The 24,237-nt window shown below is 35.5% G+C and carries 21 protein-coding genes; 10 read left to right on the top strand and 11 right to left on the bottom strand.

Annotated elements, in window-relative coordinates; translation table 11 throughout:
* Positions 1 to 3: 3 nt before the first annotated feature.
* Together ggt and BKM63_RS21745 are read right to left on the bottom strand one after the other, a co-directional pair.
* Complete coding sequence (ggt, locus tag BKM63_RS21750) at positions 4 to 1,686, bottom strand: gamma-glutamyltransferase (protein ID WP_071638720.1); 1,683 nt, start codon at positions 1,684 to 1,686, stop codon at positions 4 to 6.
* A 34-nt stretch (positions 1,687 to 1,720) separates the two neighbouring features.
* Complete coding sequence (locus BKM63_RS21745) at positions 1,721 to 2,305, bottom strand: ACP phosphodiesterase (RefSeq protein WP_071638685.1); 585 nt, start codon at positions 2,303 to 2,305, stop codon at positions 1,721 to 1,723.
* A 339-nt stretch (positions 2,306 to 2,644) separates the two neighbouring features.
* Between BKM63_RS21745 and glmM the strand changes: the two genes are divergently transcribed.
* The gene (glmM, locus tag BKM63_RS21740) at positions 2,645 to 4,033 is read left to right on the top strand and encodes a phosphoglucosamine mutase (protein ID WP_071638684.1); all 1,389 of its coding nucleotides are present in this window, start codon (positions 2,645 to 2,647) and stop codon (positions 4,031 to 4,033) included.
* 174 nt (positions 4,034 to 4,207) lie between these two features.
* Here glmM and BKM63_RS21735 read toward each other — a convergent pair whose 3' ends face one another.
* Entirely contained in the window at positions 4,208 to 5,692 is a 1,485-nt protein-coding gene (locus BKM63_RS21735) for a glycosyl hydrolase (RefSeq protein WP_071638683.1), read from the bottom strand.
* Between the two features lie 190 nt (positions 5,693 to 5,882).
* Positions 5,883 to 6,755, bottom strand: a complete 873-nt coding sequence (locus tag BKM63_RS21730; RefSeq protein ID WP_071638682.1) for a lysophospholipid acyltransferase family protein — start codon at positions 6,753 to 6,755, stop codon at positions 5,883 to 5,885.
* Positions 6,756 to 6,867: 112 nt separating this feature from the next.
* Here BKM63_RS21730 and BKM63_RS21725 point away from each other — a divergent pair, with 112 nt between their 5' ends.
* Positions 6,868 to 7,506: a rhomboid family intramembrane serine protease gene (locus BKM63_RS21725; protein WP_071638681.1), complete on the top strand. Its 639-nt coding sequence runs from the start codon at positions 6,868 to 6,870 to the stop codon at positions 7,504 to 7,506.
* 52 nt (positions 7,507 to 7,558) lie between these two features.
* Positions 7,559 to 8,248, top strand: a complete 690-nt coding sequence (locus tag BKM63_RS21720; protein ID WP_071638719.1) for an SIMPL domain-containing protein — start codon at positions 7,559 to 7,561, stop codon at positions 8,246 to 8,248.
* 148 nt (positions 8,249 to 8,396) lie between these two features.
* Here the strand turns inward: BKM63_RS21720 and BKM63_RS21715 are convergent, their stop codons facing one another.
* The 5 genes from BKM63_RS21715 to BKM63_RS21695 all read right to left on the bottom strand — a co-directional run bounded on the left by BKM63_RS21715 (position 8,397) and on the right by BKM63_RS21695 (position 13,738).
* The gene (locus tag BKM63_RS21715; protein WP_071638680.1) at positions 8,397 to 10,166 is read right to left on the bottom strand and encodes an STN and carboxypeptidase regulatory-like domain-containing protein; all 1,770 of its coding nucleotides are present in this window, start codon (positions 10,164 to 10,166) and stop codon (positions 8,397 to 8,399) included.
* An 11-nt stretch (positions 10,167 to 10,177) separates the two neighbouring features.
* Positions 10,178 to 11,161: a FecR domain-containing protein gene (locus tag BKM63_RS21710; protein WP_083572311.1), complete on the bottom strand. Its 984-nt coding sequence runs from the start codon at positions 11,159 to 11,161 to the stop codon at positions 10,178 to 10,180.
* Positions 11,158 to 11,763: an RNA polymerase sigma-70 factor gene (locus tag BKM63_RS21705; RefSeq protein WP_242661212.1), complete on the bottom strand. Its 606-nt coding sequence runs from the start codon at positions 11,761 to 11,763 to the stop codon at positions 11,158 to 11,160. The genes BKM63_RS21710 and BKM63_RS21705 overlap by 4 nt, the downstream gene beginning before the upstream one ends.
* A gap of 243 nt (positions 11,764 to 12,006) precedes the next feature.
* Positions 12,007 to 13,038, bottom strand: coding sequence for a sterol desaturase family protein (locus BKM63_RS21700; protein ID WP_083572310.1), 1,032 nt, complete (start codon positions 13,036 to 13,038; stop codon positions 12,007 to 12,009).
* A 22-nt stretch (positions 13,039 to 13,060) separates the two neighbouring features.
* Positions 13,061 to 13,738: a DUF6134 family protein gene (locus tag BKM63_RS21695; protein ID WP_071638677.1), complete on the bottom strand. Its 678-nt coding sequence runs from the start codon at positions 13,736 to 13,738 to the stop codon at positions 13,061 to 13,063.
* Positions 13,739 to 13,915: 177 nt separating this feature from the next.
* Between BKM63_RS21695 and BKM63_RS21690 the strand changes: the two genes are divergently transcribed.
* The gene (locus BKM63_RS21690) at positions 13,916 to 14,374 is read left to right on the top strand and encodes a GNAT family N-acetyltransferase (RefSeq protein ID WP_083572309.1); all 459 of its coding nucleotides are present in this window, start codon (positions 13,916 to 13,918) and stop codon (positions 14,372 to 14,374) included.
* A 149-nt stretch (positions 14,375 to 14,523) separates the two neighbouring features.
* Positions 14,524 to 15,495: a YheT family hydrolase gene (locus tag BKM63_RS21685; RefSeq protein ID WP_071638675.1), complete on the top strand. Its 972-nt coding sequence runs from the start codon at positions 14,524 to 14,526 to the stop codon at positions 15,493 to 15,495.
* Positions 15,496 to 15,502: 7 nt separating this feature from the next.
* On the opposite strand, the gene BKM63_RS21680 is transcribed toward BKM63_RS21685, so the two are convergent.
* Positions 15,503 to 16,114, bottom strand: a complete 612-nt coding sequence (locus BKM63_RS21680) for a helix-turn-helix transcriptional regulator (RefSeq protein WP_071638674.1) — start codon at positions 16,112 to 16,114, stop codon at positions 15,503 to 15,505.
* A 432-nt stretch (positions 16,115 to 16,546) separates the two neighbouring features.
* Between BKM63_RS21680 and BKM63_RS21675 the strand changes: the two genes are divergently transcribed.
* From BKM63_RS21675 to BKM63_RS21660, 4 genes are all read left to right on the top strand, one after another.
* Positions 16,547 to 17,044, top strand: a complete 498-nt coding sequence (locus BKM63_RS21675) for a DUF2480 family protein (RefSeq protein WP_071638673.1) — start codon at positions 16,547 to 16,549, stop codon at positions 17,042 to 17,044.
* Positions 17,045 to 17,052: 8 nt separating this feature from the next.
* Positions 17,053 to 18,177 carry an efflux RND transporter periplasmic adaptor subunit gene (locus BKM63_RS21670; RefSeq protein WP_071638672.1) on the top strand — a complete coding sequence of 375 codons (1,125 nt, stop codon included), beginning with the start codon at positions 17,053 to 17,055 and terminating at the stop codon, positions 18,175 to 18,177.
* 5 nt (positions 18,178 to 18,182) lie between these two features.
* Positions 18,183 to 21,332 (top strand): efflux RND transporter permease subunit, encoded by a 3,150-nt coding sequence (locus BKM63_RS21665; protein ID WP_071638671.1) that lies wholly within the window; start codon positions 18,183 to 18,185, stop codon positions 21,330 to 21,332.
* A 247-nt stretch (positions 21,333 to 21,579) separates the two neighbouring features.
* Positions 21,580 to 22,965 (top strand): efflux transporter outer membrane subunit, encoded by a 1,386-nt coding sequence (locus BKM63_RS21660; RefSeq protein ID WP_071638670.1) that lies wholly within the window; start codon positions 21,580 to 21,582, stop codon positions 22,963 to 22,965.
* Between the two features lie 143 nt (positions 22,966 to 23,108).
* On the opposite strand, the gene BKM63_RS21655 is transcribed toward BKM63_RS21660, so the two are convergent.
* Positions 23,109 to 23,885, bottom strand: coding sequence for a helix-turn-helix domain-containing protein (locus BKM63_RS21655; RefSeq protein WP_071638669.1), 777 nt, complete (start codon positions 23,883 to 23,885; stop codon positions 23,109 to 23,111).
* Between the two features lie 92 nt (positions 23,886 to 23,977).
* Between BKM63_RS21655 and BKM63_RS21650 the strand changes: the two genes are divergently transcribed.
* On the top strand, positions 23,978 to 24,226 hold the full coding sequence (locus BKM63_RS21650; RefSeq protein WP_071638668.1) for a hypothetical protein: 249 nt from the start codon (positions 23,978 to 23,980) through the stop codon (positions 24,224 to 24,226).
* The last annotated feature ends 11 nt before the right edge of the window (positions 24,227 to 24,237 follow it).

Genomic DNA, 24,237 nt, shown 5'->3' with positions numbered 1-24,237 from the left:
TGTCTAAAATCCTGCCGCTTTATCATCACCCCGAAAATCAGCGCCTCCTTCAAGTTTATTATCAGGCAGCACCAAAATAGCATCCACTTTGCCAATTACCGGCGTGGTTTTCTCATTAATCAAATAGCCTTTTTCTTTTAGGCCCTGTAAAGTTTTAGAGCTGAAAGTATTGGGTTCGAAAGTGATTAAATCCGGAAGCCATTGATGGTGAAAACGAGGTGCATTTACCGCTTCCTGCATGCTCAAATTGTATTCGTAAACATTTAAAATAGTCTGGAGAACAGAGGTTATAATAGTAGATCCGCCCGGTGAACCTACAACCATAAATAATTTTCCGTTTTTCTCGACAATGGTTGGTGTCATAGAACTCAGCATTCTTTTTTGCGGTGCAATGCTGTTCGCTTCGTTTCCAACTAATCCAAACATATTTGGCGATCCCGGTTTTGAGCTGAAATCATCCATTTCATTGTTCAGGAAGAAGCCCAGTTCATCACAATAATATTTTGATCCGAAACCATCATTAATAGTAGTGGTTGCCGCAACGGCATTTCCAAATTGATCTACTATAGAATAGTGGGTTGTTTCGGTACTTTCATTATACGTCACTTTTCCTTCTTTTATATCGGATGACAACGTAGCTTTTTCGGAATCAAAACTTGACATCCTTTCTTTTAAGTAAGCATCTGCCAAAAGTCCGTTAACTGGAATTTTTACAAAATCCGGATCTCCCAGAAACTGGCTTCTGTCAGCATATGCGCGTCTTTCGGCTTCCACAATAACCTGAATAGACTGCTCAGAATTATGCCCCATTTTCGATAAATAAAAAGGAGAAATCATTTTCATGATCTGAGCAAGGCAGATACCGCCGCTGCTTGGAGGCGCCATAGAAGTAATTTTTAAATCCTTATAATCAAACTGCAGAGGTTTTCTCCATTTTGCTTCGTACGAGGCTAAATCTTTCAATGTTATAATGCCGCCTTTTTTCTTAAGATAATCAACTAAAACTTGTGCAGTTTTGCCTTTGTAGAATTCATCTTTTCCATTCTTTAAAATTCGTTTTAGCGTATTGGCAAGTGCAGGATATTTAATAGTGTCATTTTCTTTGAATTTTCCGGCCATTAATGTATTGGGACCGTTTGCTTTTACAATGGCGTCATGATAAGCTTCAAGTTGTTTTTGCTGTTTTTGAGTTACAATTACTCCTCGTTCGGCAAGGGCAATAACTGGTTTTAGTATTTCAGACATGGGAAGTGACCCCAATTTTTTATGAACGGCAAAAACTCCGGCGATAGTTCCCGGAACACCAATCGCCAAAGCAGATTCTGTGCTTTTTCCTTTTATTACATTTCCGTCTTTATCCAAAAACATATCTTTTGTAGCGGCAAGCGGTGCTTTTTCGCGATAATCTAAACTTCCTGCTTCCCCATTAGCTTTGCGGTAAACCATAAAGCCGCCTCCGCCAAGATTTCCTGCATAAGGGTAGGCTACTGCGAGCGCCAGTTCAGTTGCGGCCATTGCATCAAATGCATTACCGCCTTTTTTCATGATTTCGACACCAATTTTTGATGCTTCTTCACGCGCCGAAACGACCATGGCTTTAGATGCTGTTAAACCGGTGGGTGCAGCAGTATGCTGTGCAAAACTACAAAGGGAAATAAAATAAAATAGAATTGTAATTTTTTTCATAACGATAAATATTATTTTATAAATCGGTTTGATATTATAATGAGAGTAATTTTTGGCTGGCATGCTTTTGAAGATCTTCAAAAAAAATGGTAAATTCCTGTTCAAATTCATCGTAAAATTCTTTTAGTTCTTCGCTTGCAAACTGCATTTTAGAGATGTTTTTTGACCTTCGATCCATCTGGGTCAAAATTTGATGGATGCCTTCGACTGTCTGGTAACTCAAAAGCCAGTTCCTTTCTATCATATAAGGCATTAAGCCCTGCGTTTTTTCGGTTAAAATAGAATAATTGGCATGTAATGAATTGTAGAATCGATTAATGAAATCTTCCAGTTTTTCATCAGAATACCGCGTCCAGTTTTTGGCTAAAAAGTGGTCGTAAACAATATCAACAATTACACCTGAATAATGATGGTACTTTTCGTGCAGGCGCTTGGTGCTTTGCCTGAAAATATCGTGATTGTCTGTGTAAGTATCTATAGATCGGTGCAGCAAAATTCCTTTTTGAACATCTTCAGGAAAATGTTCAAATTGTTTTCCGCGAATGCCATCGGCCATAAAATTGCCAATTTTGATTAAATCATTGTCGCCGGAAAGATATATGTGGGCTAGGAAATTCATTCTTTTTGAGATGCTAAGGTTCTAAGTCGCTAAGGCACTAAGTTTTATTACTAACAGACTAAGTGGTTAATACTATAAGCTTGTTTTAGTAAAAGTATGAAAACTTTTTGACTTCATTTCAAGCAATGAGAGATAGCTTCATTCTTCTTGCTTAAAAATTTCAGCACCTTAGCATCTTTCTGACTTTAAGGTTCTAAGCTGCTAAGGCACTAAGTTTTATTAATAACAGACTAAGCGACTTTATTATTCATGCTAAAAAATCTTAGCACCTTAGCACCTTAGCATCTTTGTGACTTAAAAAAAATCTATATTTGTATTTGGTAACCATAACTCACAAAAATGACTTTAATAAAATCGATTTCAGGAATACGAGGAACAATCGGTGGAAAAGTAGGAGATAACCTGACTCCTGTTGATGCCGTAAAATTTGCATCGGCATACGGAACTTTTCTAAAAAATAATATTTCAAAAGAAAAACTAACAGTTGTAATTGGCCGCGATGCAAGAATTTCGGGACCAATGATTCATAATCTTGTTGTAAATACCTTAATTGGTTTAGGAATAAATGTAATTGATCTTGGTCTTTCGACAACGCCTACGGTAGAAATTGCTGTACCGTTAGAAAAAGCCGACGGAGGAATTATTTTAACGGCATCTCATAATCCAAAACAATGGAATGCTTTAAAATTATTGAATGCAAAAGGTGAATTTTTAAGTGGAGCAGAAGGCGCTAAAATTCTTGAAATTGCCGAGGCTGAAGCTTTCGATTTTTCGGATGTAGATAATCTAGGTGAAATCACGGTAAATGATGCTTATATGGATATTCATATAGACGAGGTTTTAAATTTGCCTTTGGTTGATGTTGATGCAGTAAAAGCTGCAAAATTTAAAGTGGTAGTGGATGGAGTAAATTCTTCTGGTGGTATCATTATTCCTAAATTATTGGAACAAATGGGCGTTGAAGTGGTAAAATTATACTGCGAACCAAACGGACATTTCCCGCACAATCCAGAACCTTTAAAAGAACATTTAACGGATATTTCTGAATTGGTTGTAAAAGAAAAAGCGCATCTAGGGGTTGTTGTAGATCCTGATGTAGATCGTTTGGCTTTTATCAGCGATGATGGAGAAATGTTTGGTGAAGAATACACTTTAGTAGCCTGCGCTGATTATGTTTTGAGTAAAACTCCTGGAAATACAGTTTCGAATATGTCGTCTTCCCGTGCATTGCGCGATGTAACAAAGGCTCATAACGGAAGCTACGAAGCAAGCGCTGTAGGTGAGGTGAATGTAGTAGAGTTAATGAAGAAAAATAATGCCATTATTGGAGGTGAAGGTAACGGCGGAATTATCTATCCTGAATCTCATTACGGACGTGATAGTTTGGTTGGAGTTGCTTTATTCCTGACGCATTTGGCTAACAAAAAAATGTCGGTTGCAGCATTGAGAGCTTCTTATCCGGAATATTATATGAGTAAAAACAAAATCGAATTAACGCCGCAAATTGATGTCGATGCGATTTTAACTGCGATGACGGAGAAATATAAAAATGAAGATATTTCTACCATTGATGGTGTAAAAATTGATTTTGCAAGTGAATGGGTTCATTTAAGAAAATCAAACACGGAACCAATTATTCGTATTTATACTGAAGCGCCTTCTCAAAAAGAAGCTGACGCATTAGCATTGAGAATTATTGATGAAATAAAAGTAATTGCAGGAATCTAATTTTCGGCATCAGAATAAAATCTAAACAGAAAAAAATTAAACGCAAAGTCCGCAAGGTTTTTTTAATGTTGGTTTTTATAAAAACAAAGTTCGCAAAGCTAAATCAATACAAAGCTTTGCGAACTTTTTGTTTTTCTATTAAATAATAAATCTTGCGTGCTTTGCGGTAAAAAATTAGTTTTTTATGATTTTCAATGATTTTTTTATCGAACCGTATGTGACATTTAGAATGTAAATTCCGGTGGATAATTTATCATCAATTTTAATATCCTGATTGGTTGAATAATCATCAGAAGAAAAACAAATATCTCCTTTCATATCAATTATTTTTAAAGATAAAGGTTCTGTTATTGTTGATTTTATATGCAGCGTCGATTGACTTTTAATCGGATTGGGATAGACAGTAATAGCTTCATTTTCAGTTTTTGGATCATTTACACCTAAACTTGATACCGATACATCAATATAATTAAAACTCATATCGTTTGATTTGAATTTAATTTTTAAATAGACTTCCCCTTTTGGCAGCGCAATACCGTTTACAATTTTGTTGGTATACGTTTGTAGACCTCCCGTAGCCGGAAATGTCTCATCAGTTTTAACGACAATATCATTTACTAAAATATCAAATTTGCCGGGGTTTGTTACTGATGCCATTCTAAAGGTAAAATTATACGTTCCGGCATTATCAATATTGAGCATGAATTCGTTCCAATCGCCTTGATCTATGCCGCTTACATTTTGACCTGTTCCGGAATCTGTTGTGTTTTGCAGGCTGGTACCTTTTCTTCTGTAATGTTTATTGGCGATTATCCTTCCGGGAAGATTCATTTTTTTTGTGGTATAAGCGGTATTGATATATTCACGTCCGATAGGTCTTAAAATGCCGCTTTCGGGAGCTAATAAAGGGCCTTCAGCCATATCCAGCCATAACGGATCGACCCTTCCGGTAAACCATGAATAACGGTAAATATCTGGATCATTTTCAAAATTAGTTATGATCTCTTTCATAAAGGTCGTTTTTTGCTCGGCAGTTTGAATGACTCTGTTAGCAAATTCCGTTACCCAAATAGGTTTATTGTATTTTTTTAAAAGGCTTGTTACGCCAATAACAGATCCGGAGGAACTATCGTAGGTATGAAAAGCAATATAATCGACTTTGCAATTTGGGCACAAAAGAAAAAATTGGTCATGCCATGCAATAGGACTGCTGTAGCCTCCATAATTATTATTGGGATCATTAAATGCGGGCGATGCACTAACGATTTCTAGATTTTTAGCTGCAGCTATTTTTTCGACATTTACCCATGCATTTACAGCGTCCTGCGGTGTCAATCGGGAACCATCATTAAAATTAGGTTCATTAAAGGCTAATAAGTATTTTGTTCCGGGTTTTATTCTGTTTATAAAAGCCTGGACTTCATTATCATTTACTTGGCGCCAAGCCATAGGGACATATTCAACACCAATAGATTCGTAGTTGGAGTTTGTATCGTTTTCGGGTGTAGATCCCCAGTTGTACCACCAGGAAATTCCGGGTTTAAGTGCCAGTAAATCGGCTGCAGAATTATTTCCATAAGCAATACCTCGTTTCGGGCTTTGGGCAAAAACAGCGAGGGAAACTGTAAGTAAAAATGTAAAAAGGAACTTTTTAATCATTGTTAGAAAATTTGAAGTTTTAATAGATTTTGGGAACTTCAAATTTATATTGTTTATATCATTTTCAGGTCAAAAAAAATATTACAAAAACACATCAAAAAGGAATTTTAGTTCTGTTTAAAATTTTCAAATTCAATCCATAAAAAAAGCCCAGAAAACAATATTGCTTTCTAGGCTTTTTTTAAAGTTATTACTCAACTCGATGTTTCCACCTTTTATGAGTCCACAAATAATATTCCGGAGCTTCGTAAATTTGTTTTTCTACTTCTCTCAGGTATTTCTCTGTAATGTCGAAATTTTCGTAATCGTGCGGATTATCTGCAATGGATAAAAATGTCGCTTCGTAATAGCCTCTTTTAATCTTTTTTACTTTTACCATTATCACGCTCAAATCGTATTTTTTGGCCAGCATTTCGGCACCGGTGTGTACAGGAACTTCAACGCCCATGAATTTCATCGAATGAAAAATCCTGTCCAGTTTAGGCGATTGATCGCTCGCTAAGCCGTACATGCTTAAAAGCCCTTTACGCTGATTTTGAGCCATAGTCGGAATTGCTTTTCTGGTTTCGACCATTTCTGTTTTGTATTTTGAACGTATTTTTCTGATCAGTTTATCAAAATACGGATTGGCAACTTTTTTATAAACCGCAATTCCCTGAAAACCAAGTTTAGGATTAATTGTTAAAAGCCATTCATAACTGGCATAATGAGAAGCAACCAGAATTACGCTTTTACCTTTTTTAGCATATTCCTGTACTAGTTCAATGTTGGTTACGTGGAATCTTTTTTCCATTTCTTCCGGAGAAATAGTCATCGTTTTTATCATTTCTAAAAACATATCACACATATGCTTGTAGAATTTCTTTTCAATTTCTTTTCTTTCGGTCTTATTTAAATGCGGTAGTGTAAGTGCAAGGTTCTCGCGCACTACTTTTCTACGATACCCAATAACTCTGTAAACTAAAAAGTATACAAAATCTGAAAACCAATAAAATAAGCGAAATGGTAGTATAGAGATGAGCCAGAGCAATGGATAGGCCAGAATATAAACAATAAATTGCATCTAATATTTTTTGTACAAATATATGTAAAAATGAATAATGACCGATATTTTGGATTCTGATCAAGATGTGTTTGATATTAACTATATTTACATTTCACATTAAATATTATTTATGAATACCATTTTAATTGGAATTATAGTTGCCAATGTACTAATAAGCTATAAAGGTTTTAATGATCTTGCATTTTTTAGAAAATACGAATTTCATGTAGGAAGTATTCGTGCCGGAGAACAAATCCGAATGCTTTCATCAGGTTTCCTGCATGCTGATATGATGCATTTATTGTTTAACATGCTGACTCTTTGGTTTTTTGCACCTGTAGTTTTACAATGGCTCGGAAACTTTTCATTCCTGCTGGTTTATTTTGGAAGTTTAATTTTTGGGAGTTTATTAACGATGCTGTTTCATAAAAACGATTACAGCTATCGTGCCGTTGGAGCTTCGGGAGCGGTAACCGGGGTTTTGTATTCTGCAATTTTACTGCAGCCGGATATGATGCTGGGTATATTTTTTGTCATTCCTATGCCGGCTTATTTATTCGGAATTTTATATTTATTGTATTCTATTTATGGAATGAAAGCCAAAAATGATAATATTGGCCACACCGCACATTTTGGCGGCGCAATTGGCGGATACTTAATTACTTTGGTAAAAGAACCTTCGTTATTTGTAGATCATAGTTTGATGGTTATCTTATTGGCAATTCCAATTTTGATACTTTTTGTTATGGCAAAAGCAGGAAAATTATAATGCTGGCATAACTTTTGAAATGTCTTTATCAAATAACTTTAATATAACAAAAATGAAAAAATTAGTATTATTTTTAACAATCATGTTTATGACTATGTCTTACGGCCAAGAAATCAAACAAGTTCCTCAAATCAATGTAAATGGAGAAGGAAAAGTAAAAGTAGCCCCTGATCAGGTTTGTATTTCAGCTACGGTTGAAACTAAAGGGAATAATGCTAAAGACGTCAAAAAGCAAAATGACGAAAAGATGGATGCGGTTTTAAAATTCATCAAAAAATCGAATGTTCCAACAGCAGATTTTAAAACGAAGCAAGTAGCTCTTAATCCGCAATACGATTACGATAAAAAGAAAACCAGCTACAATGCCACACAGACGGTTGAAATTGTGTTAAGAGATTTATCTAAATACGATGAATTGATGGAAGGTTTAGTACAGCAAGGAATTAACCGTATCGATAATGTTTCTTTTGAATCGTCTAAATTATTGCAACACCAATCTGAAGCTAGAAAATTAGCAATTAAAGATGCTAAAGCAAAAGCGGAGGATTATGTATCTGTTTTAGGTCAAAAAGTGGGTAAAGCGATTACTATTTCAGACAATTCACAAGTTTATCACCCAAGACCAGTTTATGCTGCTATGAAAACTGAAATGATGGATGCAGCCGGGGCTTCAAATGAAACTTTAGCAATTGGCGAAATCGAAATTACAGCAAATGTCAGCGTAAGTTTTATTTTAGACTAAGCTTATAAATAATAATCCCAAAAGGGGATAAAGTTTAAAATCCAAATTCCAATTTCATTATTGGGATTTGGATTTTTTTTGTTTCTCTATTTTAAACCAGGAGATTCTTTTTCTGTAATAAATTCGAGGAAAGTAGTACTATAATCGGTTAAAATAAAGAAATACCAAAACTCCACCCAACCCATCCGGTCAGGCCTTTGCCGTTATCTTTTATGACATTATAGCGTTTTGTCCGATCCTGAACAAAAGTTGAGGTGCTATTACCGGGAATAGTTTTATCTCTCTTTTCAGAAGAATAGATAGTAAAAGATGGTCCGGCAGATATTGCAACACCTTTGAATAGACGAAAGGTAAAAGGAGAATCGAATTTATATAAAAAGTTATAATAATCCCAATTGCCTAAATAAAGATATTGCGTACTTATCTCCATGTTATAAGTAAAACGCTTTCCTAAAGGAATGTTTTTACCCAATCCTATTCCAAAAGAAAACAGCTTTTCTTCGTTAGTACGTTCGCTTTTTCCTGCCGTCAAAATAGTGTAGAGTTTATTATCTCCCGTTTTTACAGCAAGATTTATATCTGAAATTTCATTGCGTGTAATACTGATTTTTTGGTATCCATTCTTTTTAAAATTTAATAATCCAAAGCTGTAACCAGAAGGTGAATCGGTAATATTAACCAGTCCAAACTGAATTCCGTCCAGCTCTTTGGCATAATTAAAAAGTCCGGCAATTTGTGCCCCGCGGACTTTTTCGTTTCCGGTATTATAAATACCCGAAATCTGCAATCCGTTTTGAGACCCTTTCACCGTATTATGAATACCGGCCACTTGGACTCCTCTGGAATCTCCATGTACATTGTTGTAAATACCTGTTACCTGTAAACCGGCCTGAGAACCTTTTACGCTGTTATGAATACCGCTCATTTGCAGTCCTCTTAGATCGCCAAAAACATTATTGTAAATCCCGGCCAGTTGAACTCCGTTTACAGAACCTCCCACGGTATTGAATATTCCTGCCATTTGCAGCGCATTGACATTCATTCTGTTAATGTTGTAAAGGCCGGCCATTTCTAAACCGCGTACGCCGCCTGTATATCCTCCTAGCAAGTTTAACGAAAAACTGCTGTTAATTTGTGAGTTCATCATACCTCGTGTGCTCAAACTCGGAATTAACGAAGCTTGTACAGGAACTTCAGAAATGAATCCCCCAAGGTTGAGTGACTGAATTTTTTGTTTGGAAGAAATAAAGAAACGGCCAATTCCCGTTCGCTCAACGGCAGAAAAATCGCCATCGACATAATCTGAGGAAGAGGATGATTTTCTGGAACCCATTTGGATTTTGATTTCAGACAAAAAAATTGTTGTGATGGTTTTGTAGTTCTCCTTTATGACAGTCAGCTCGATAGTTTCGGGTACATTTTTCAGCTTCAGTTCAAAAAAACCGTCTTTGTCAGTTAGTGTAGACTGCAACGCATTTTTTTCGTAAACACTCGCATTCTCCAGGCGTTTGTTGGTTTTTACATCCATTATGTAACCATTAACAACTTGATGTTCGCCCACAACGCTGTTTTTTTCAAGTACAAGGGCAAGTTCTAAAGGGGCATAACGCAGAATAACAAAACCCTTTGATTCTTTATATTCGTACTTATTGCCCAGTAATTGGTCCAAAACATCTTTTATCGTAGATTGTTTAGAATGAATGGTAACGGCACTATCTTTTACAACCAGTTTACTGTAATAAGCGAATCGGAAATTTCCTTTTTGCTCCATTAAATCTAAAATACTGCCCAGTGGTTTTTTATCAGCATCTATAGACATTTCGGTATCTAAAATAGATTGGGCATGGGCATTAAAAAACGCACCGGAAATAACTAAAAATAAAATCTGTACAAAAGTAATTTTTGAATTGACAGGCATATAAAAAGGAATTATTCTAATAGAATTTGGTTGTTTTTATGTTCAATTTCAATCCTGAATGTTTCCTGGATTACTTCTAAAACCTGATCTAATGATTGATCTTTAAATACGGTTGTTAATGGTTTTTCTTTTAAAGAAGGATTTTTAATGACGATATCAACATTGTAGATCTCGTTGAGTGCCTCAACTAATTCCTGTAATGGTGTCTCATCGCAAACAAGTTCTTTGTTACGGTAATAGTTGTACAATCTGCCTTTGCTGGTGCTTTTTAGTAATTCTGGTTTTTGATCGGCAATAATTACTTTTTCTCCATGTCTTAGTTCTACCTGATCTTTGTTTTTGCTCACTTTTACAATTCCGGTTTCGACATCTACGGTTGTTTTTCCGTTTTTATTTTTGACATTAAAAGAGGTCCCTACAACTTGTACGGTAACATCATTAATTGTAATAATAAATGGTTTTGTTTTGTCTGGCGAAACATTAAAAAAAGCTTCCCCTTTTAAAGTAACGGGCCGGGTTCTGCCTTTAAAACTGCCGATGTAAGACAAAGACGAATTTTTATTTAAAGTTACGGTCGTGCCGTCAGGCAAAGTATCGTTTAAAGTAGTGTTTGATGCATATATCTGTATTAGCGAATTAGCAGTTTTATTTTCAAAATAAGAATAACCAAGCCATCCTAAAGTACCAATTAGGAGAATAGAAGCAGCAATACGCAGCCAATTACGGGAAGATTTTTTAGGAGTTAATACCCTAACATCCTTTTCATGAATGCGATTCTGCAGCCGTTTCCAGGCGGCGTTTTCATCAACGGTTTTATTTTCGGCAGCGATTAAAAGGCTGTCTTCCCATATTTTTTTGAAACCATTGTAGTAGTTTTGGTTTTTTTCATCGGCTTTAAGCCAATTTTCTACTGCTGCATTTTCGTCTGCATCAGTTTCGCCAACTAGATATTTCACTAGTAAATCATCGTTCATATTCATATTGTTTTGGCTCATGATCTTCGGATTAAATATAATACATGCAGAAGGAAAGGAAGATACTCAACCAGTTTAGATCGTAATACTTTAAGGGCTTTACCCATTTGGTTTTCAACTGTTTTAATTGAAATATTCAATTGATCGGCAATCTGCTGATATTTGAGCTGCTCGAAACGACTCATCTGAAAAATATTGCGGCATTGTGGAGGCAGTTCGCTGATTGCTTTTTGAATATCGTTTTCGAGTTCAGCGGCAATGATTTGATTGGATGCATCTTGATTTGAGGATTCCATATTACCTGAATACTGCAGTTGAAAAGAGTTTTTTATTTTTAGGTGTTTTAAATGATTGAGACTCTCATTATGAACTGCTCTGTAGAGATAAGCCTTTAAGGAATCATCAATTTGGAGCTGGTCTTTTTTTTCCCAAATCTTAAAAAATACATTTTGTACAATCTCTTCGGCAATAACATCATCCTTCATAAAAGTATAGGCAAAGGCATGAAGGTTTTTAAAATACATTTTAAAAACCTTTTCAAAAGCAGCTTCGTTTCCGTTTTTTAAAAAACAGATTTGGTCTATATTGCTATACTCCACTAATACGTTTTGACATTCAATCAAAGATATATACTTTTTATATTTAATGTTCTTTTTTTGATTAATTGTAAGATTGGGCAGCCTGATTACATATCAAATTATGATTGGCCAGCAGTTGAATAAAAGGATCAATTGTAGTATCGATATCAAGATCAGTGTTTATGCTGAATTCATAACAATGAATAATACAGCTGTGATCTGAGAGATATGTAAAAGATAATCCTTTATCTGTTCCTTCAGTAATTACAATTTCATTGCCTAGAGTTTTTACACAATTATTTTTTCGGGTAAAGTATTCGAAAAGCTGTTGCTGAAATTGTTCTTGTTTTTCTTGACTTGTTGGCATGATGGAGTTAATTTAATAGGTTGAACGCTTTCTTTTTTTAGTTTGTTTTTAGCAATAGCATCTGGACTGGCAAAAATGTAATACATCTTTTTCCGAAAACCTTCTGCCTTTTTTACGTCTTTAATAATATCCTGAAATTCATGGATGTTGAGATAAAGCGGATTGAGTTTGCTTTTAAGTATACTTGTAATACCGTAACGTGGTTTTTCTTCTTCGTATTGAAAGGAGCCAAATAAGTGATCCCAAATCATAAATGCCGCACCAAAGTTTTTATCCAGATATTTTTCCTGACTTCCATGATGAACACGATGATTAGAAGGAGTTCCGAAATATTTCTCAATAAAGGGATGCAGTTTTCCAATAGCTTCGGTATGTACCCAAAATTGATATAAAACACTTAGCTGATTGGCAATAAAAAATATGGCAGGATGAAAACCGGCAAAAACTAACGGAATAAAAAACACAATTTTAATGTACTGAAACCAGCTCTGTCTAAAGCTTACGGTAAGGTTGTAATGATCTGCAGAATGATGAACAACATGAGTCGCCCAGAAAAAACGGCAATAATGAGAAATTCGGTGTGTCCAGTAAGAACTAAAGTCATAGAATATAAAACACGGAATTAAACTCCACCAGCTGAATTCCATGCGGTAAGGCAGAATATTATAAATTCCGACTACGGCATAAAGCAGCCCTGTTTTCATTAATAAATTAACGGTTAGATTTCCAAAGCCTATCAATATAGAGCCAATAGTTTCTTTGGCATCATGTTCCTTGCGTTCCAAGAAATAAAAAATTACAAATTCTAATACAGTAAACAGCAATACTATCGGAAGTGCATAAACAATTAAGTCCGGAGCACTTTTTTCGACTTCATGAATTCTTTCTATTACGATGGGCTGGGCGCCAAAAAATGTAAGCTGTGTAAATAAATAACTGATGACTTTAACCATAATAATTATTTTTTAGATTGAACTATGCGATTTGAATGTTGATGGTAAATAGGGAGTGATGCAATTCGACTTTTTGGCAGATACCATTCTGGAAATGATAATCATTGTAGTTTCCATCCGGCAAGACAATACGGTAGGAATGATTGTTTGTTTTTTTGATGGTTAAAAACTGCTGAAAACTATCTGAATAAACCTGATCTTCGCTAATCGGTTCTTTACTGTAAAGCAGCATAAGGTTATAGTCGATATTTTGCTGTTTTATTTGTCCTTTTTTATTTTCAGCTAAGGTTTTATAACTTGAATCTATAAGCTGTGTGGTTTTATTGGCTTTTTCTTTTCCGTTAACGTGTCGTTTTACGTAGGACGACATTAACTTCCCGTTTTTAAAATGAGAACCTTCTTCGGTTTTTACATCAATACTAAAGATGAACCGGGTTTTTACTTCCGAAGAAATTTTTAAATAGATTTCTCCATTATAGGTTTTTTGGTAAAATTGCATCTGCCCAATGATAGTGCCATTACGGAGGATATTATAGTTTACTGTTTTTTCCTGCGCCTGAGAAGTTATTGTAAAAAGAAAAAAAAGTACAGAGAATTTTATCAGGAAATATTTTCTTAAACAACGGAAAGCTTCAAGTCTGGAAGTATGTTTTTTTAATGACCAAAATAATAACGCAGCAGTTATAATTAAAGGTATCATAAGGCAGTTTGAAATTAAAAGTTAATTAATTGTACTCTTGTTATAGTAGTAATACAATCGAATTAGATTTTACCCCTATGTCCTTTTTATTTTTTTTTATTTATAAAATCGTGTTTCTTTTAAACAAGCAATTAAGATAGATTTGTTGTACCTTCCGGTTTTTAATTCCTTCTGGATATGCTTATTGTTAAATATACCCCGCTTTTCAAAGAGAACTGTATTGAAATATTTAAAAGCAACCTGCCAAAGTTCTTTGCTCCTGAAGAGTTGGAGCTGTTTAAATCTTTTTTAGATCAGGATACTGAAGACCATTACTATGTGATAATGGAGGATAATCGGGCGGTGGGCTGCGGCGGAATCTTTCTGGATAAAAAAACTGATGAAGCAGGCCTGTCATGGGGCATGGTGCATAACGCATATCATTTGAAAGGAATTGGTAAAATTTTGACAGAGTACAGGATAAATCTTTTAAAAAAATTATATCCTTCTAAAACCTACAAAATAGATACCTCACAGCATACAGCGGGATTTTACGAAAAAAAGGGTTTTAGAACTGTAACTATTATACCAGATGGTTTTGGTAAAGGAATTGATCAGTACGTAATGAAAATGGATGCCGGAATTTCTGAAACATAATCTCTAATAAAGTTTCTATAATTCTGATAATTAGATATTTGTTTTTTTTATGATTGAGGAAAATTTTGAAAACAGAAATAAAAAATAGTTTTAACTACATATTAATTGATTTCTTAAATTTGTGTGACGCACCATAAAAACTCTTTATTATGCCTATAATTGAACAATCAGAATATAATTTCCCTTCTATTATTCATCGCAACAGGCATGTTTCTACTATTTATGCTGCTTTGATTAAAAGATTTGACGCACCCGGATATACAAGAGAAAAACGGGAGTTAAGCGATGGGGATTTCATTAATATCGATTTTATTATAAATGATTCTAAGAAAGCTGTTATTCTATGTCATGGTTTAGAAGGAGATTCCCGCAGAACTTATAATAACAGTTGTGCTGCTTATTTTCAGCAGAAAGACTTTTCAGTTTTTGCCTGGAACAATCGCACCTGCGGCGGAGAAATGAATCGTCTTCCAAGGCTTTATCATCACGGCGCAGTTGATGATCTTGATGAAGTAGTTCAGTTTGTACTGCAAAAAGGATTCGAAGATATTTATTTGATTGGATATTCAATGGGAGGCGTGCAGCTCTTGAATTATTTAGGCTGGACGAAAGTAGATGAGCGCATAAAGGCTGCTGTTTCGATTTCAGTTCCAACACATATTGCAACAAGTGCTGCTGTTCTTAAACAAGGTTTTAACAGAGTCTATTTGAAGAATTTTACAATTGATATCAAGAAAAAACTAAAGTACAAAGCGGCGCAGTTTCCCGATTTTATAAATAGCGATCAGATAGATAAAATTTCTTCTTTTGATGAGGTTGATCAATATTTTACAGCACCACTGCATGGTTATGCAAGCCGTGACGACTATTATGAGCGTGTGTCTCCTGAATTTTCCCTTAAAAATATTACAACTCCGGTTTTAATTATTAATTCTCTTGATGATCCTTTTTTGGGAGAAAGATGCTATCCCAGAGACATAGCGCAAGACAGTGCGTACGTTTATCTGGAAACTCCAAAGTATGGCGGACACTGTGCTTTTCCATTGCGTAATTCCACTTATTCGTATGCAGAGAAAAGAGCGTATGAGTTTTTTGAATCCTGCTCGCTGAAAAAAGCTTAACAAATGATTAGTTTAAGGTAATCTGATAAGCACATCTTCTTTCGCCCGCAACGATGTGACTTACTCGATTAATAATGACGTTATCTCCTAATACCGATCGGAAAGTATTTAATTCTGATGAGCAAAAGCCCTGGCAAATGGTGGCGGCAGCACAAATCGGGCAATGATTTTCAACCAAAAGATAACCTTCGTTATTCTTCGAATATTCGGCCATATAACCTTCTCTTGTTCTTATTTCAACAAGCTTTTCTATTTTCTGTTCCAGATTTCCAATAGTATCTATTTCTTCGTGATACTTTTTTTTACCTGCTTCTTCATAGACATCAATAACCGTCTGCATGGTATTTCCGCCCATAGCGTTAATGATGTTAATGAGTTTTAGTGTTAATTCGGCGTGAGTATCCGGAAATTTAGAATTTCCATTTTCAGTCAGGCTGTAGGTTTTTTGAGGTCTTCCCACACCTTTAGATTCTTCCTGAGGATGAATAAAGTCATCTTCAACAAGTTTAAGCAGCTGTTGTCTAACACCTTCCTTTGTTATTTTAAGTTCGTGAGCAATTTCGAGAGCCGTTAGCGGGCCTCGCATTTTGAGCAGCATTAAAATCTTATTTGTAGTCATAAATTAATAAAACAAGTATTTAGTTGTTTTATTATGCAAAAATATTAATTTTGCATTACTTATCAAAGCTGATTGCAAGATATTATTAGTCTGAGTCAATCAAAATGGTAGACCACAAATTTAGTAACCCAATAGTATAGAGTATGTTATTAGAATTACAATCTTCTCAAACTAGTTCATACGATAGAATTGATCCTCCAATTTATATCGTTCCGTATTGGAATGTATTAATGAAAATCTATGCATAGAATAATGCGTCTCTTGTAGATTTACAAAATCCCGCATAAACTTATTTAAAAGCTAAAGCAGCTTTACAAAATACTCAACATGGTAAAATAGTACTGTGTCTGGGCGGGGAATACCTATGTCTAAAAATTAGAAAAAATCTCAATTTAAATCTCAGCAAAAAACAATTTTTTAATCATCATAAATATGGAAATAATAAATAAAATAGAAGCTTCGGGTATACAAACTCTCGATTTAAGGCTTTATAAACCAAACGATAAAGATTTTGAAGTGTTTGATATTGTACCATTTCTTATAGAAGATTTTTTGCTTCAGGAAAAAGCATTCCGGTTAGAAATGGCCAATATAGATTGGAGCCAATATTCAGGAAAAGAAGTGATAATTACTTGCTCAAATGATGCCATAGTACCGCTGTGGGCTTACGTATTGATAAGTTCGCTAATAGCTCCTCATGCATCAATCGTAGTGTATTCTGCAACAGAAAATCCGATAAACCTTTTATGGATGGAAAGAATACGGAAAATAGAATTTTCGGCTTTCATGAGTCAGAAAGTAGTGCTTAAAGCAAATTCATCTTTACCTGAAGAAATTCTGGTATTGGCTGCAGGCCAGTTGATTAAATATGTACAAACTCTAATGTGGGGAGAAGCAGGTTCTCCTTTAATGATTTACAAAAGAAAATAAACCAAATAATGAAAAAAATAACAGCAATCCTTTTTATAGGAACACTTTTGATAGTTTCATGTGAGACTAAAAAAACAGAACAATCAGAAAGTCCAACAGCTTACCCGACACTTAGGCTAAAGGAACAAAAAGCCGATGTTTCGGTAGAATATCCTACCACATTAGAAGGCGAACAAAAAGTAGAAATACGTTCAAAAGTAGATGGATATATAGAGCAGGTTTATGTCGAAGAAGGGGCGGTTGTCACCAAAGGGCAGCCTTTGTTTAAGATTGATGCCAATAGTTATTTGCAGGAAGTAAACAATAAAAAAGCCGCAGTTTTAGCCGCAGAAGCCAGTTTGGAAACTGCCTCTATCCAAACCAGAAGAACAGCAGCATTGGCTGAAAAGAAAATTATAAACAACTATGAATTAACATCTGCCAAAAATATTGAAAGGGTAAAAAAAGCCGAGTTAACTCAGGCGAATGCAGATTTGTCCTCGGCAAAATCAAAATTAGCATTTACGAATATTGTAAGCCCGATTAACGGCATAGTAGGAAGTCTACCTTTCAAAATAGGAAGTCTGGTGAGCAGTTCGGCATCAGATCCTTTAACAACGGTAGCCAATACCAAACATATTTTTGCGTATTTCTCTTTAAGCCAGCAGCAATTAAATTCATTTTTGGGACAGTATTCCGGAAATCAATTAAAAGATAAATTTAAAAATATGCCCGAAGTTTCTTTGTTAACAGCCGATGGCGAAGTTTATTCTTTAAAAGGAAAAATCCAGACTTTGAGCGGCGTGCTGAATGCAAGTACAGGGTCGGCAGACTTTAAAGCAGTTTTTCCAAATCCGGAAGGAAAATTGTGGAGTGGAGCAAGCGCTACGATTATTATCCCAACAAAGTATGAAAATACAATTCTGGTTCCTAAAAAAGCAGTATTTGAATTGCAGGGACGTTATTTTGTCTTTACGGTAGATGCTCAAAACGTAGTGCACAACACCGAAATAAAAATAAGAAACACAGCAACCGAAAAAGAATATGTAGTTAAAGAAGGAGTAAAATCCGGAGATATTATAATTACAGACGGAATAGGGAATTTAAGAGATGGAGTAAAAATCGCGTCTGCAGCCACTGCATCAAAAAAATAAAAGACATGTTTAGAAAATTTATAGAAAATCCGGTTTTATCCACCGTGATATCAGTCATTATAGTGATTTTAGGATTGCTTGGTTTAGCTTCATTACCTATATCACAATATCCTGAAATTGCTCCGCCAACCGTAGTCGTAAATGCTTCTTACCAGGGAGCAAGCGCCGATGTGGTGATGAAAAGTGTAATAATACCCCTTGAAGAACAAATTAATGGAGTAGAGAATATGACTTACATGACTTCTACTGCCAGCAGTAACGGCGGTGCGGCGATAACCATATTTTTTAAGCAGGGAACAAATCCTGATATGGCTGCCGTAAACGTGCAAAACAGAGTTACTAAAGCCACGAGTTTATTGCCAAATGAGGTAATAAAATCGGGTATTACGACTAGTAAACAGTTAAGCAGCACGGCTTTTAGCTTTTTGTTGTACAGTAAAGATGGAAAATATGATGAAAAATTCCTTGATAATTATTTGAGGATCAATATTATGCCAGAGATGAAACGTGTTGTTGGAGTAGGAGGAACCGAAATTTACAGCAGCCGTGAATATTCTATGCGTATTTGGCTAAAGCCTGATGCTATGGCAAATCAAGGGCTTGTACCAGATGATATTATTGCAGCTCTGCAAGAACAAAACATCGAAGCCGCTCCCGGAAAAATTGGAGAGAATAGTAAAGAATCTGTTCAATATTCTTTAAAATTTACAGGCCGACTTGAAAATCCGGCAGAATTTGAAAATATTGTGCTGAGAAGCGGTAAACAAGGAAGTTTATTGCGATTAAAAGATGTGGCAGATATTGAGTTTGGAGCTTTAGACTATACTTCTTCGCTTACTACACAAGGTAATGTCTCATCAGGAGGGGCAATTAGTCAGATTTCGGGTTCGAATGCGAGAGAACTTATTATTGCCTGTGAGGATATATTAAAAAAAGCGTCTAAAGATTTTCCACCAGGAATAGAATACCATACATTTTTGAATGCCAATGACTTTCTGGATGCTTCTGTCGAAAAGGTGCTTTACACCATTATCGAAGCTTTTATTTTGGTTTTTATTGTGGTATTTATCTTTTTACAGGACTTCAGGTCAACGTTAATACCGGCTATTGCAGTTCCGGTTTCAATTATTGGTACTTTTTTCTTCTTGAAATTATTTGGGTTTACGATTAATTTATTGACGCTTTTTGCTTTGGTTCTGGCTATTGGTATTGTGGTCGATGATGCAATTGTGGTGGTTGAGGCTGTTCATGCCAAACTGGACCAAGGAGCAAAATCGGCAAAAAAAGCAACCATCCATGCCATGAGTGAGATTAGCGGCGCAATTATCTCTATTACTTTAATTATGTCGGCGGTATTTGTTCCGGTGACTTTTATCACGGGATCGGCAGGAGTATTTTACAAACAATTTGGATTAACACTGGCTGTAGCTATTTTAATCTCGGCTGTTAATGCACTTACTTTGAGCCCGGCGCTTTGTGCTATTTTGTTAAAACCGCATGACAGCGAAAAATTAAATCATCAAAAAGGTTTCCTGCCTAAATTTTATACTGGTTTTAATGCCGCTTTTGATGCTGTTACGAATAAATATATAAGGGCAGTTAGATTCCTGATCCGCAGAAAATGGATTTCTGTCGCTGCAATTGCAGTTTTTGGGATTATATTTTATGTTTTAATCCAAACAACGCCTACTGGTTTCGTACCCAATGAAGATGGTGGTGCTATCTATGGAAATGTAGTTTTACCAGCCTCTTCTACATTGGAAAGAACGGAAGAAATTACAAAAGAAATAGACAGTATTGCCAGAAGTATTCCTGAAGTAGAACTTGCATCTACGCTTGCAGGAATGGATTTAATTCATGGTTCCGGAGGTTCATACGGAGCTTTATTTATCAGATTAAGACCTTGGAATGAAAGAAAAGGAAAAAACCAGGATGTCAGTTCCGTTGTGGCTAAACTGTTTGAAAAAACAGCACATATAAAAGGAGCAAATATTATTTTCTTTGCTGCGCCAACTTTACAAGGATTTGGAAATAACAACGGATTCGAAGTACAGCTTCAGGATAAAACAGGGGGCAGTTATCAGGATTTTGATAGAAATATTACAAAATTTATGGCAGCCATCAATAAACGACCGGAGATTATGTACGCAGCAAATCCTTTTAATATTACGTTTCCGGAAATGGAAGTGAATGTAAATACAGCCAAATGTAAGGAAGCCGGTGTTAGTGTAAAAACGGTTCTGAATACGCTTCAGGGGTATTTTGGAGGGATCTATGCTTCTGACCTCAATAAGTTTGGAAAACAATACAGAGTAATGCTGCAGTCTCACCCTGACTACAGAGCGAAAGAAAGCGATATTAATAAAGTTTTTGTTCGAACAGATACAGGGGCAATGGCTCCAATTTCGGAATTTGTGACATTGAAAAAAACGTATGGCCCGGAATTTATAAACCGTTTTAATCTTTTTACATCAACAACCGTTACAGGGGCGCCAAACGCCGGGTATAGTTCAGGTGATGCAATTAAGGCAATCGAAGAAGCCGCGGCGCAAACATTAGACAGAGGTTATACATATGAGTTTTCCGGTTTAACCAAGGAAGAGCTTTCCAGCGGAAGTCAAACTACTTTAATTTTCGGGCTTTGTCTCATCTTTATTTATTTCCTTCTGAGTGCCCAATATAAGAGTTATATTCTGCCTTTTTCGGTATTGTTATCCTTGCCTATTGGTCTTGCGGGAGCATTTATATTTGCAAATCTATTTGGAATCGACAATAATATTTTTCTTCAGATTAGTTTGATTATGCTGATTGGGCTTTTAGCAAAAAATGCAATTCTTATTGTAGAATTTGCCTTATTGCATCGCTTGAGCGGAAGAAGCCTTGTTCAGTCGGCCATATTTGGAGCACGAGCCAGATTAAGACCAATTTTGATGACTTCTTTTGCTTTTATCTTCGGATTAATTCCATTGATGATTGCTACAGGAGCCGGAGCTTTAAGTAACAGGTCAATTGGTACAGCCGCTGTGGGCGGAATGCTGATAGGTACGCTATTCGGTGTTTTTGTAATTCCGGTTTTGTTTATCATTTTTCAGTCATTGCAGGAAAAAGCGGGCGGGATAAAAGTGCCTTCACATGAACCGAGAGTAATTGATTAGTAAAGGGGCAAATGAACAGAGAAACAAAGGTTCAAAGGAAATAGCTTTGCGGTTACATTTTTTCTCATTTCAAATTCAGGAAGGTTATTTTACCGCAAAGCACGCGAAGATTTTTATCTGGTAAGACTTATAAAAACACAAAGTTCGCAAAGCTTTGCGCTCTTTGTCTGAAATTCAGCTTAAGGAACTTAGCGGCCTTTGTGGTTAAATTTTTAGCCAGTTTAATAAAAAATAAAAACATAGTATAATGAACAAATACAATTATAAATTAGTCGTCATATTGCTTATTGCTGCCAGTATTTGGAGCTCTTGTAAAATCACGAAGCCCTATAAAAAACCAACTTCATCTGTAACTTATCGTGAACAAGAAAGTACAGATTCAACAACTATAGCAGCAATGAAATGGTCAGAGATATTTACAGATCCCGCTTTGCAGCAACTTATTTCCGACGGATTGGCGGCCAATCTGGATTTAAAAATTGCGGTAGAACGCATTAATCAGTCGGCGGTTAATCTTAAATTAAGCAAAGCTGCTTTTCTGCCTTCGGTAAATGGGAATTTATCAGTAAAAGAATCCAGATTGGCTTTTCCGCAGGGATTTGGACTTTTTGACCAGTCTACGCAATACGATTTGGGGATTTCTGCCGGATGGGAAATCGATGTTTGGGGTAAATTAAAAAGTGCTAAGAAAAGTGCTTTAGCAAATTTACTTTCTACAGATGCTGCCAAACGTGCCGTGCAAACCCAATTAATAGCCAATATTGCCAATTCGTATTATGAGTTATTAATTTTGGACGAACAATTAAAGGTTCTTAAAAAGACAGCTCAAAACAGAGAATCTGATGCCGAAACGATTAAAGTGCTTTTTGAAAATTCTATTATCAATGGAGTAGCCGTGGTACAAAGTGAAGCAAATTATTATGAAGCTGAACTGGCGATTCCGGATATCGAACAGAAAATAATGGAAACGGAGCATACTTTATGTCTGCTTTTGGCAAAATCTCCATCTAAAATTGAACGTACTTCTTTAGAACAGCAAAATCTCACCTACGATCTGAAAATTGGAGTTCCGATGCAGCTTTTGGCAAACAGACCAGATGTACAGCAGGCAGAATACAATTTTAGAGCAGCATTTGAAGAAAGTAATACGGCAAGAGCCTATTTTTATCCTGCTTTGACAATTAGCGGCGCCGCTGGTTTTTCCAGTTTTGGATTAAAAGACTGGTTTACAAACGGCGGACTTTTTGGTAATATTGCTGGAGGACTTACACAGCCTATCTTCAATAAAGGAATTAATAAAGCAAGATTAGCTGCTGCATTATCTTTGCAAAAAGAGGCACTGTATAATTTTGAGTTTTCGATGCTGAAAGCAAGTGAAGAAGTTTCCAATGCGCTGTCTAAATATAATAACGCGGCTCTCAAAGAAGAAAAAAGAAAAAAGCAGTTAGAAGCATTATTTAAAGCTGTCGAGTTCAATAAAGAATTATTAAACAATTCTACTACCAATTACACTGACGTGCTGGCGGCGGAACAAAACTTATTAAATGCACAATTAAAAGGTATTGACGACCAAAGTCAAAAACTGCATGCTGTTGTCAATTTGTATCGCGCGCTCGGGGGCGGCTGGAATTGATTTACATTACTAATTTTAAGAAACCTATTTCGTAACGAAATAGGTTTTTTTATGTTATTTGCTGTAATGGATTTCAGTTATTTTTTTAAATTTTTCAAGTGATGTTAATCTGATAATTGCAGAGCCTAGAAAGCAGGATCTTTTTACTTTTTAAACTCAGTAGGTCTCATGTTCGTTAGTTTCTGAAAATTATTGCTGAACGCCGCTATATTCGAATATCCAATTTCATAGGCTATCTCGGTCATGTTCAAATCGGTATCTTTTATTAATTCCATTGCCCGAATAATCCTCAACATTTTTAAATATTGTATAAAAGTGATGTGCAGTTTTGTTTGAAATAACCTTGTCAAACTTCTTACACTCATTCCGGATAGCTTTGCAGTGTCTTCTAAGGTAAGACTTTCATTGAGCCGATTTCTAAGATTATCGATAATTGCATTCAGCCGCTGATCGTCTGTTGTTGGAAGCTGGATTGTAAATTTTTTAAGATTTTCTTTTGAAAGCACATTTTTGAGCGTTGATAAAAACTCAAATTCCCACGAACCTCTATAATAATCACCCTGCCATTTTTCGCTGAAAAAGAGCATTTCTGATAAAAGTTTACTCACGGGATAAATACCTAATTCATCGTAAAAACCACTCATTCTTTCTTTTGGGAAATAGATGTTGATAATATACAGATCCTGTGTATTAAACATCAAATTGTGAGGGTAATTATTTGGTATCCAGATATAATGATTAGCAGGAATGTAAAAATCTTTTTCATCAGTCTGCAAGTAAGCGATCCCGCCATAAACTAATAACAACTGAGCTTTATCATGCTGGTGTGAAGGCAGACGCTGTTCAGTCTGCTGTCGCATGACCAAGATTGAATCAGGATTTTGATCAACAGTATTTATTAATTGGTTAAGGATTTTCATGTGGCCAAATATAACAAATATTAGGCTAATTATATAAAAAGAGACTTTGACATGTTGGATAATTTTGCTGTATAAATTATAATAAAATTATTATGAAACAGAAAATATTAAGCTCTGATAAAGACATAAAGCTTGAAAAACCAGATGAATGTTTTGATAATGCATTATCCTCTTCGGTAGAAAAAATTGACACCGCTAATATCTACTGGCTGACCTATTCTTATCCTTATTATTGTTATTCTTTCATGCCTATGGCAGATTTGACCTTTGTTTTTGATGAATTGACGAAGATGGTTAAAAAGTGGTTAGCTGGAAAAGGAAAACGTGCAAAGCATTTATAAAACAGAAATCG

This window comes from Flavobacterium johnsoniae, from assembly GCF_001879205.1.
Lineage (GTDB): Bacteria > Bacteroidota > Bacteroidia > Flavobacteriales > Flavobacteriaceae > Flavobacterium > Flavobacterium johnsoniae_A.
Note: the sequence above shows the minus strand (reverse complement) of the source record. Positions and strands in the feature narration are given on the sequence as shown.

What these genes read in the sequence shown, in the direction of transcription:
- BKM63_RS21660 (WP_071638670.1), top strand. Translation starts at nt 21,580, where the DNA reads ATGAACAAATACAATTATAAATTAGTCGTCATATTGCTTATTGCTGCC.
- BKM63_RS21695 (WP_071638677.1), bottom strand. Translation starts at nt 13,738, where the DNA reads ATGATACCTTTAATTATAACTGCTGCGTTATTATTTTGGTCATTAAAA.
- ggt (WP_071638720.1), bottom strand. Translation starts at nt 1,686, where the DNA reads ATGAAAAAAATTACAATTCTATTTTATTTTATTTCCCTTTGTAGTTTT.
- BKM63_RS21650 (WP_071638668.1), top strand. Translation starts at nt 23,978, where the DNA reads ATGAAACAGAAAATATTAAGCTCTGATAAAGACATAAAGCTTGAAAAA.
- BKM63_RS21715 (WP_071638680.1), bottom strand. Translation starts at nt 10,166, where the DNA reads ATGCCTGTCAATTCAAAAATTACTTTTGTACAGATTTTATTTTTAGTT.
- BKM63_RS21745 (WP_071638685.1), bottom strand. Translation starts at nt 2,305, where the DNA reads ATGAATTTCCTAGCCCACATATATCTTTCCGGCGACAATGATTTAATC.
- BKM63_RS21665 (WP_071638671.1), top strand. Translation starts at nt 18,183, where the DNA reads ATGTTTAGAAAATTTATAGAAAATCCGGTTTTATCCACCGTGATATCA.
- BKM63_RS21675 (WP_071638673.1), top strand. Translation starts at nt 16,547, where the DNA reads ATGGAAATAATAAATAAAATAGAAGCTTCGGGTATACAAACTCTCGAT.
- BKM63_RS21655 (WP_071638669.1), bottom strand. Translation starts at nt 23,885, where the DNA reads ATGAAAATCCTTAACCAATTAATAAATACTGTTGATCAAAATCCTGAT.
- BKM63_RS21680 (WP_071638674.1), bottom strand. Translation starts at nt 16,114, where the DNA reads ATGACTACAAATAAGATTTTAATGCTGCTCAAAATGCGAGGCCCGCTA.
- BKM63_RS21700 (WP_083572310.1), bottom strand. Translation starts at nt 13,038, where the DNA reads ATGGTTAAAGTCATCAGTTATTTATTTACACAGCTTACATTTTTTGGC.
- BKM63_RS21690 (WP_083572309.1), top strand. Translation starts at nt 13,916, where the DNA reads ATGCTTATTGTTAAATATACCCCGCTTTTCAAAGAGAACTGTATTGAA.
- glmM (WP_071638684.1), top strand. Translation starts at nt 2,645, where the DNA reads ATGACTTTAATAAAATCGATTTCAGGAATACGAGGAACAATCGGTGGA.
- BKM63_RS21735 (WP_071638683.1), bottom strand. Translation starts at nt 5,692, where the DNA reads ATGATTAAAAAGTTCCTTTTTACATTTTTACTTACAGTTTCCCTCGCT.
- BKM63_RS21710 (WP_083572311.1), bottom strand. Translation starts at nt 11,161, where the DNA reads ATGAGCCAAAACAATATGAATATGAACGATGATTTACTAGTGAAATAT.
- BKM63_RS21730 (WP_071638682.1), bottom strand. Translation starts at nt 6,755, where the DNA reads ATGCAATTTATTGTTTATATTCTGGCCTATCCATTGCTCTGGCTCATC.
- BKM63_RS21720 (WP_071638719.1), top strand. Translation starts at nt 7,559, where the DNA reads ATGAAAAAATTAGTATTATTTTTAACAATCATGTTTATGACTATGTCT.
- BKM63_RS21685 (WP_071638675.1), top strand. Translation starts at nt 14,524, where the DNA reads ATGCCTATAATTGAACAATCAGAATATAATTTCCCTTCTATTATTCAT.
- BKM63_RS21670 (WP_071638672.1), top strand. Translation starts at nt 17,053, where the DNA reads ATGAAAAAAATAACAGCAATCCTTTTTATAGGAACACTTTTGATAGTT.
- BKM63_RS21725 (WP_071638681.1), top strand. Translation starts at nt 6,868, where the DNA reads ATGAATACCATTTTAATTGGAATTATAGTTGCCAATGTACTAATAAGC.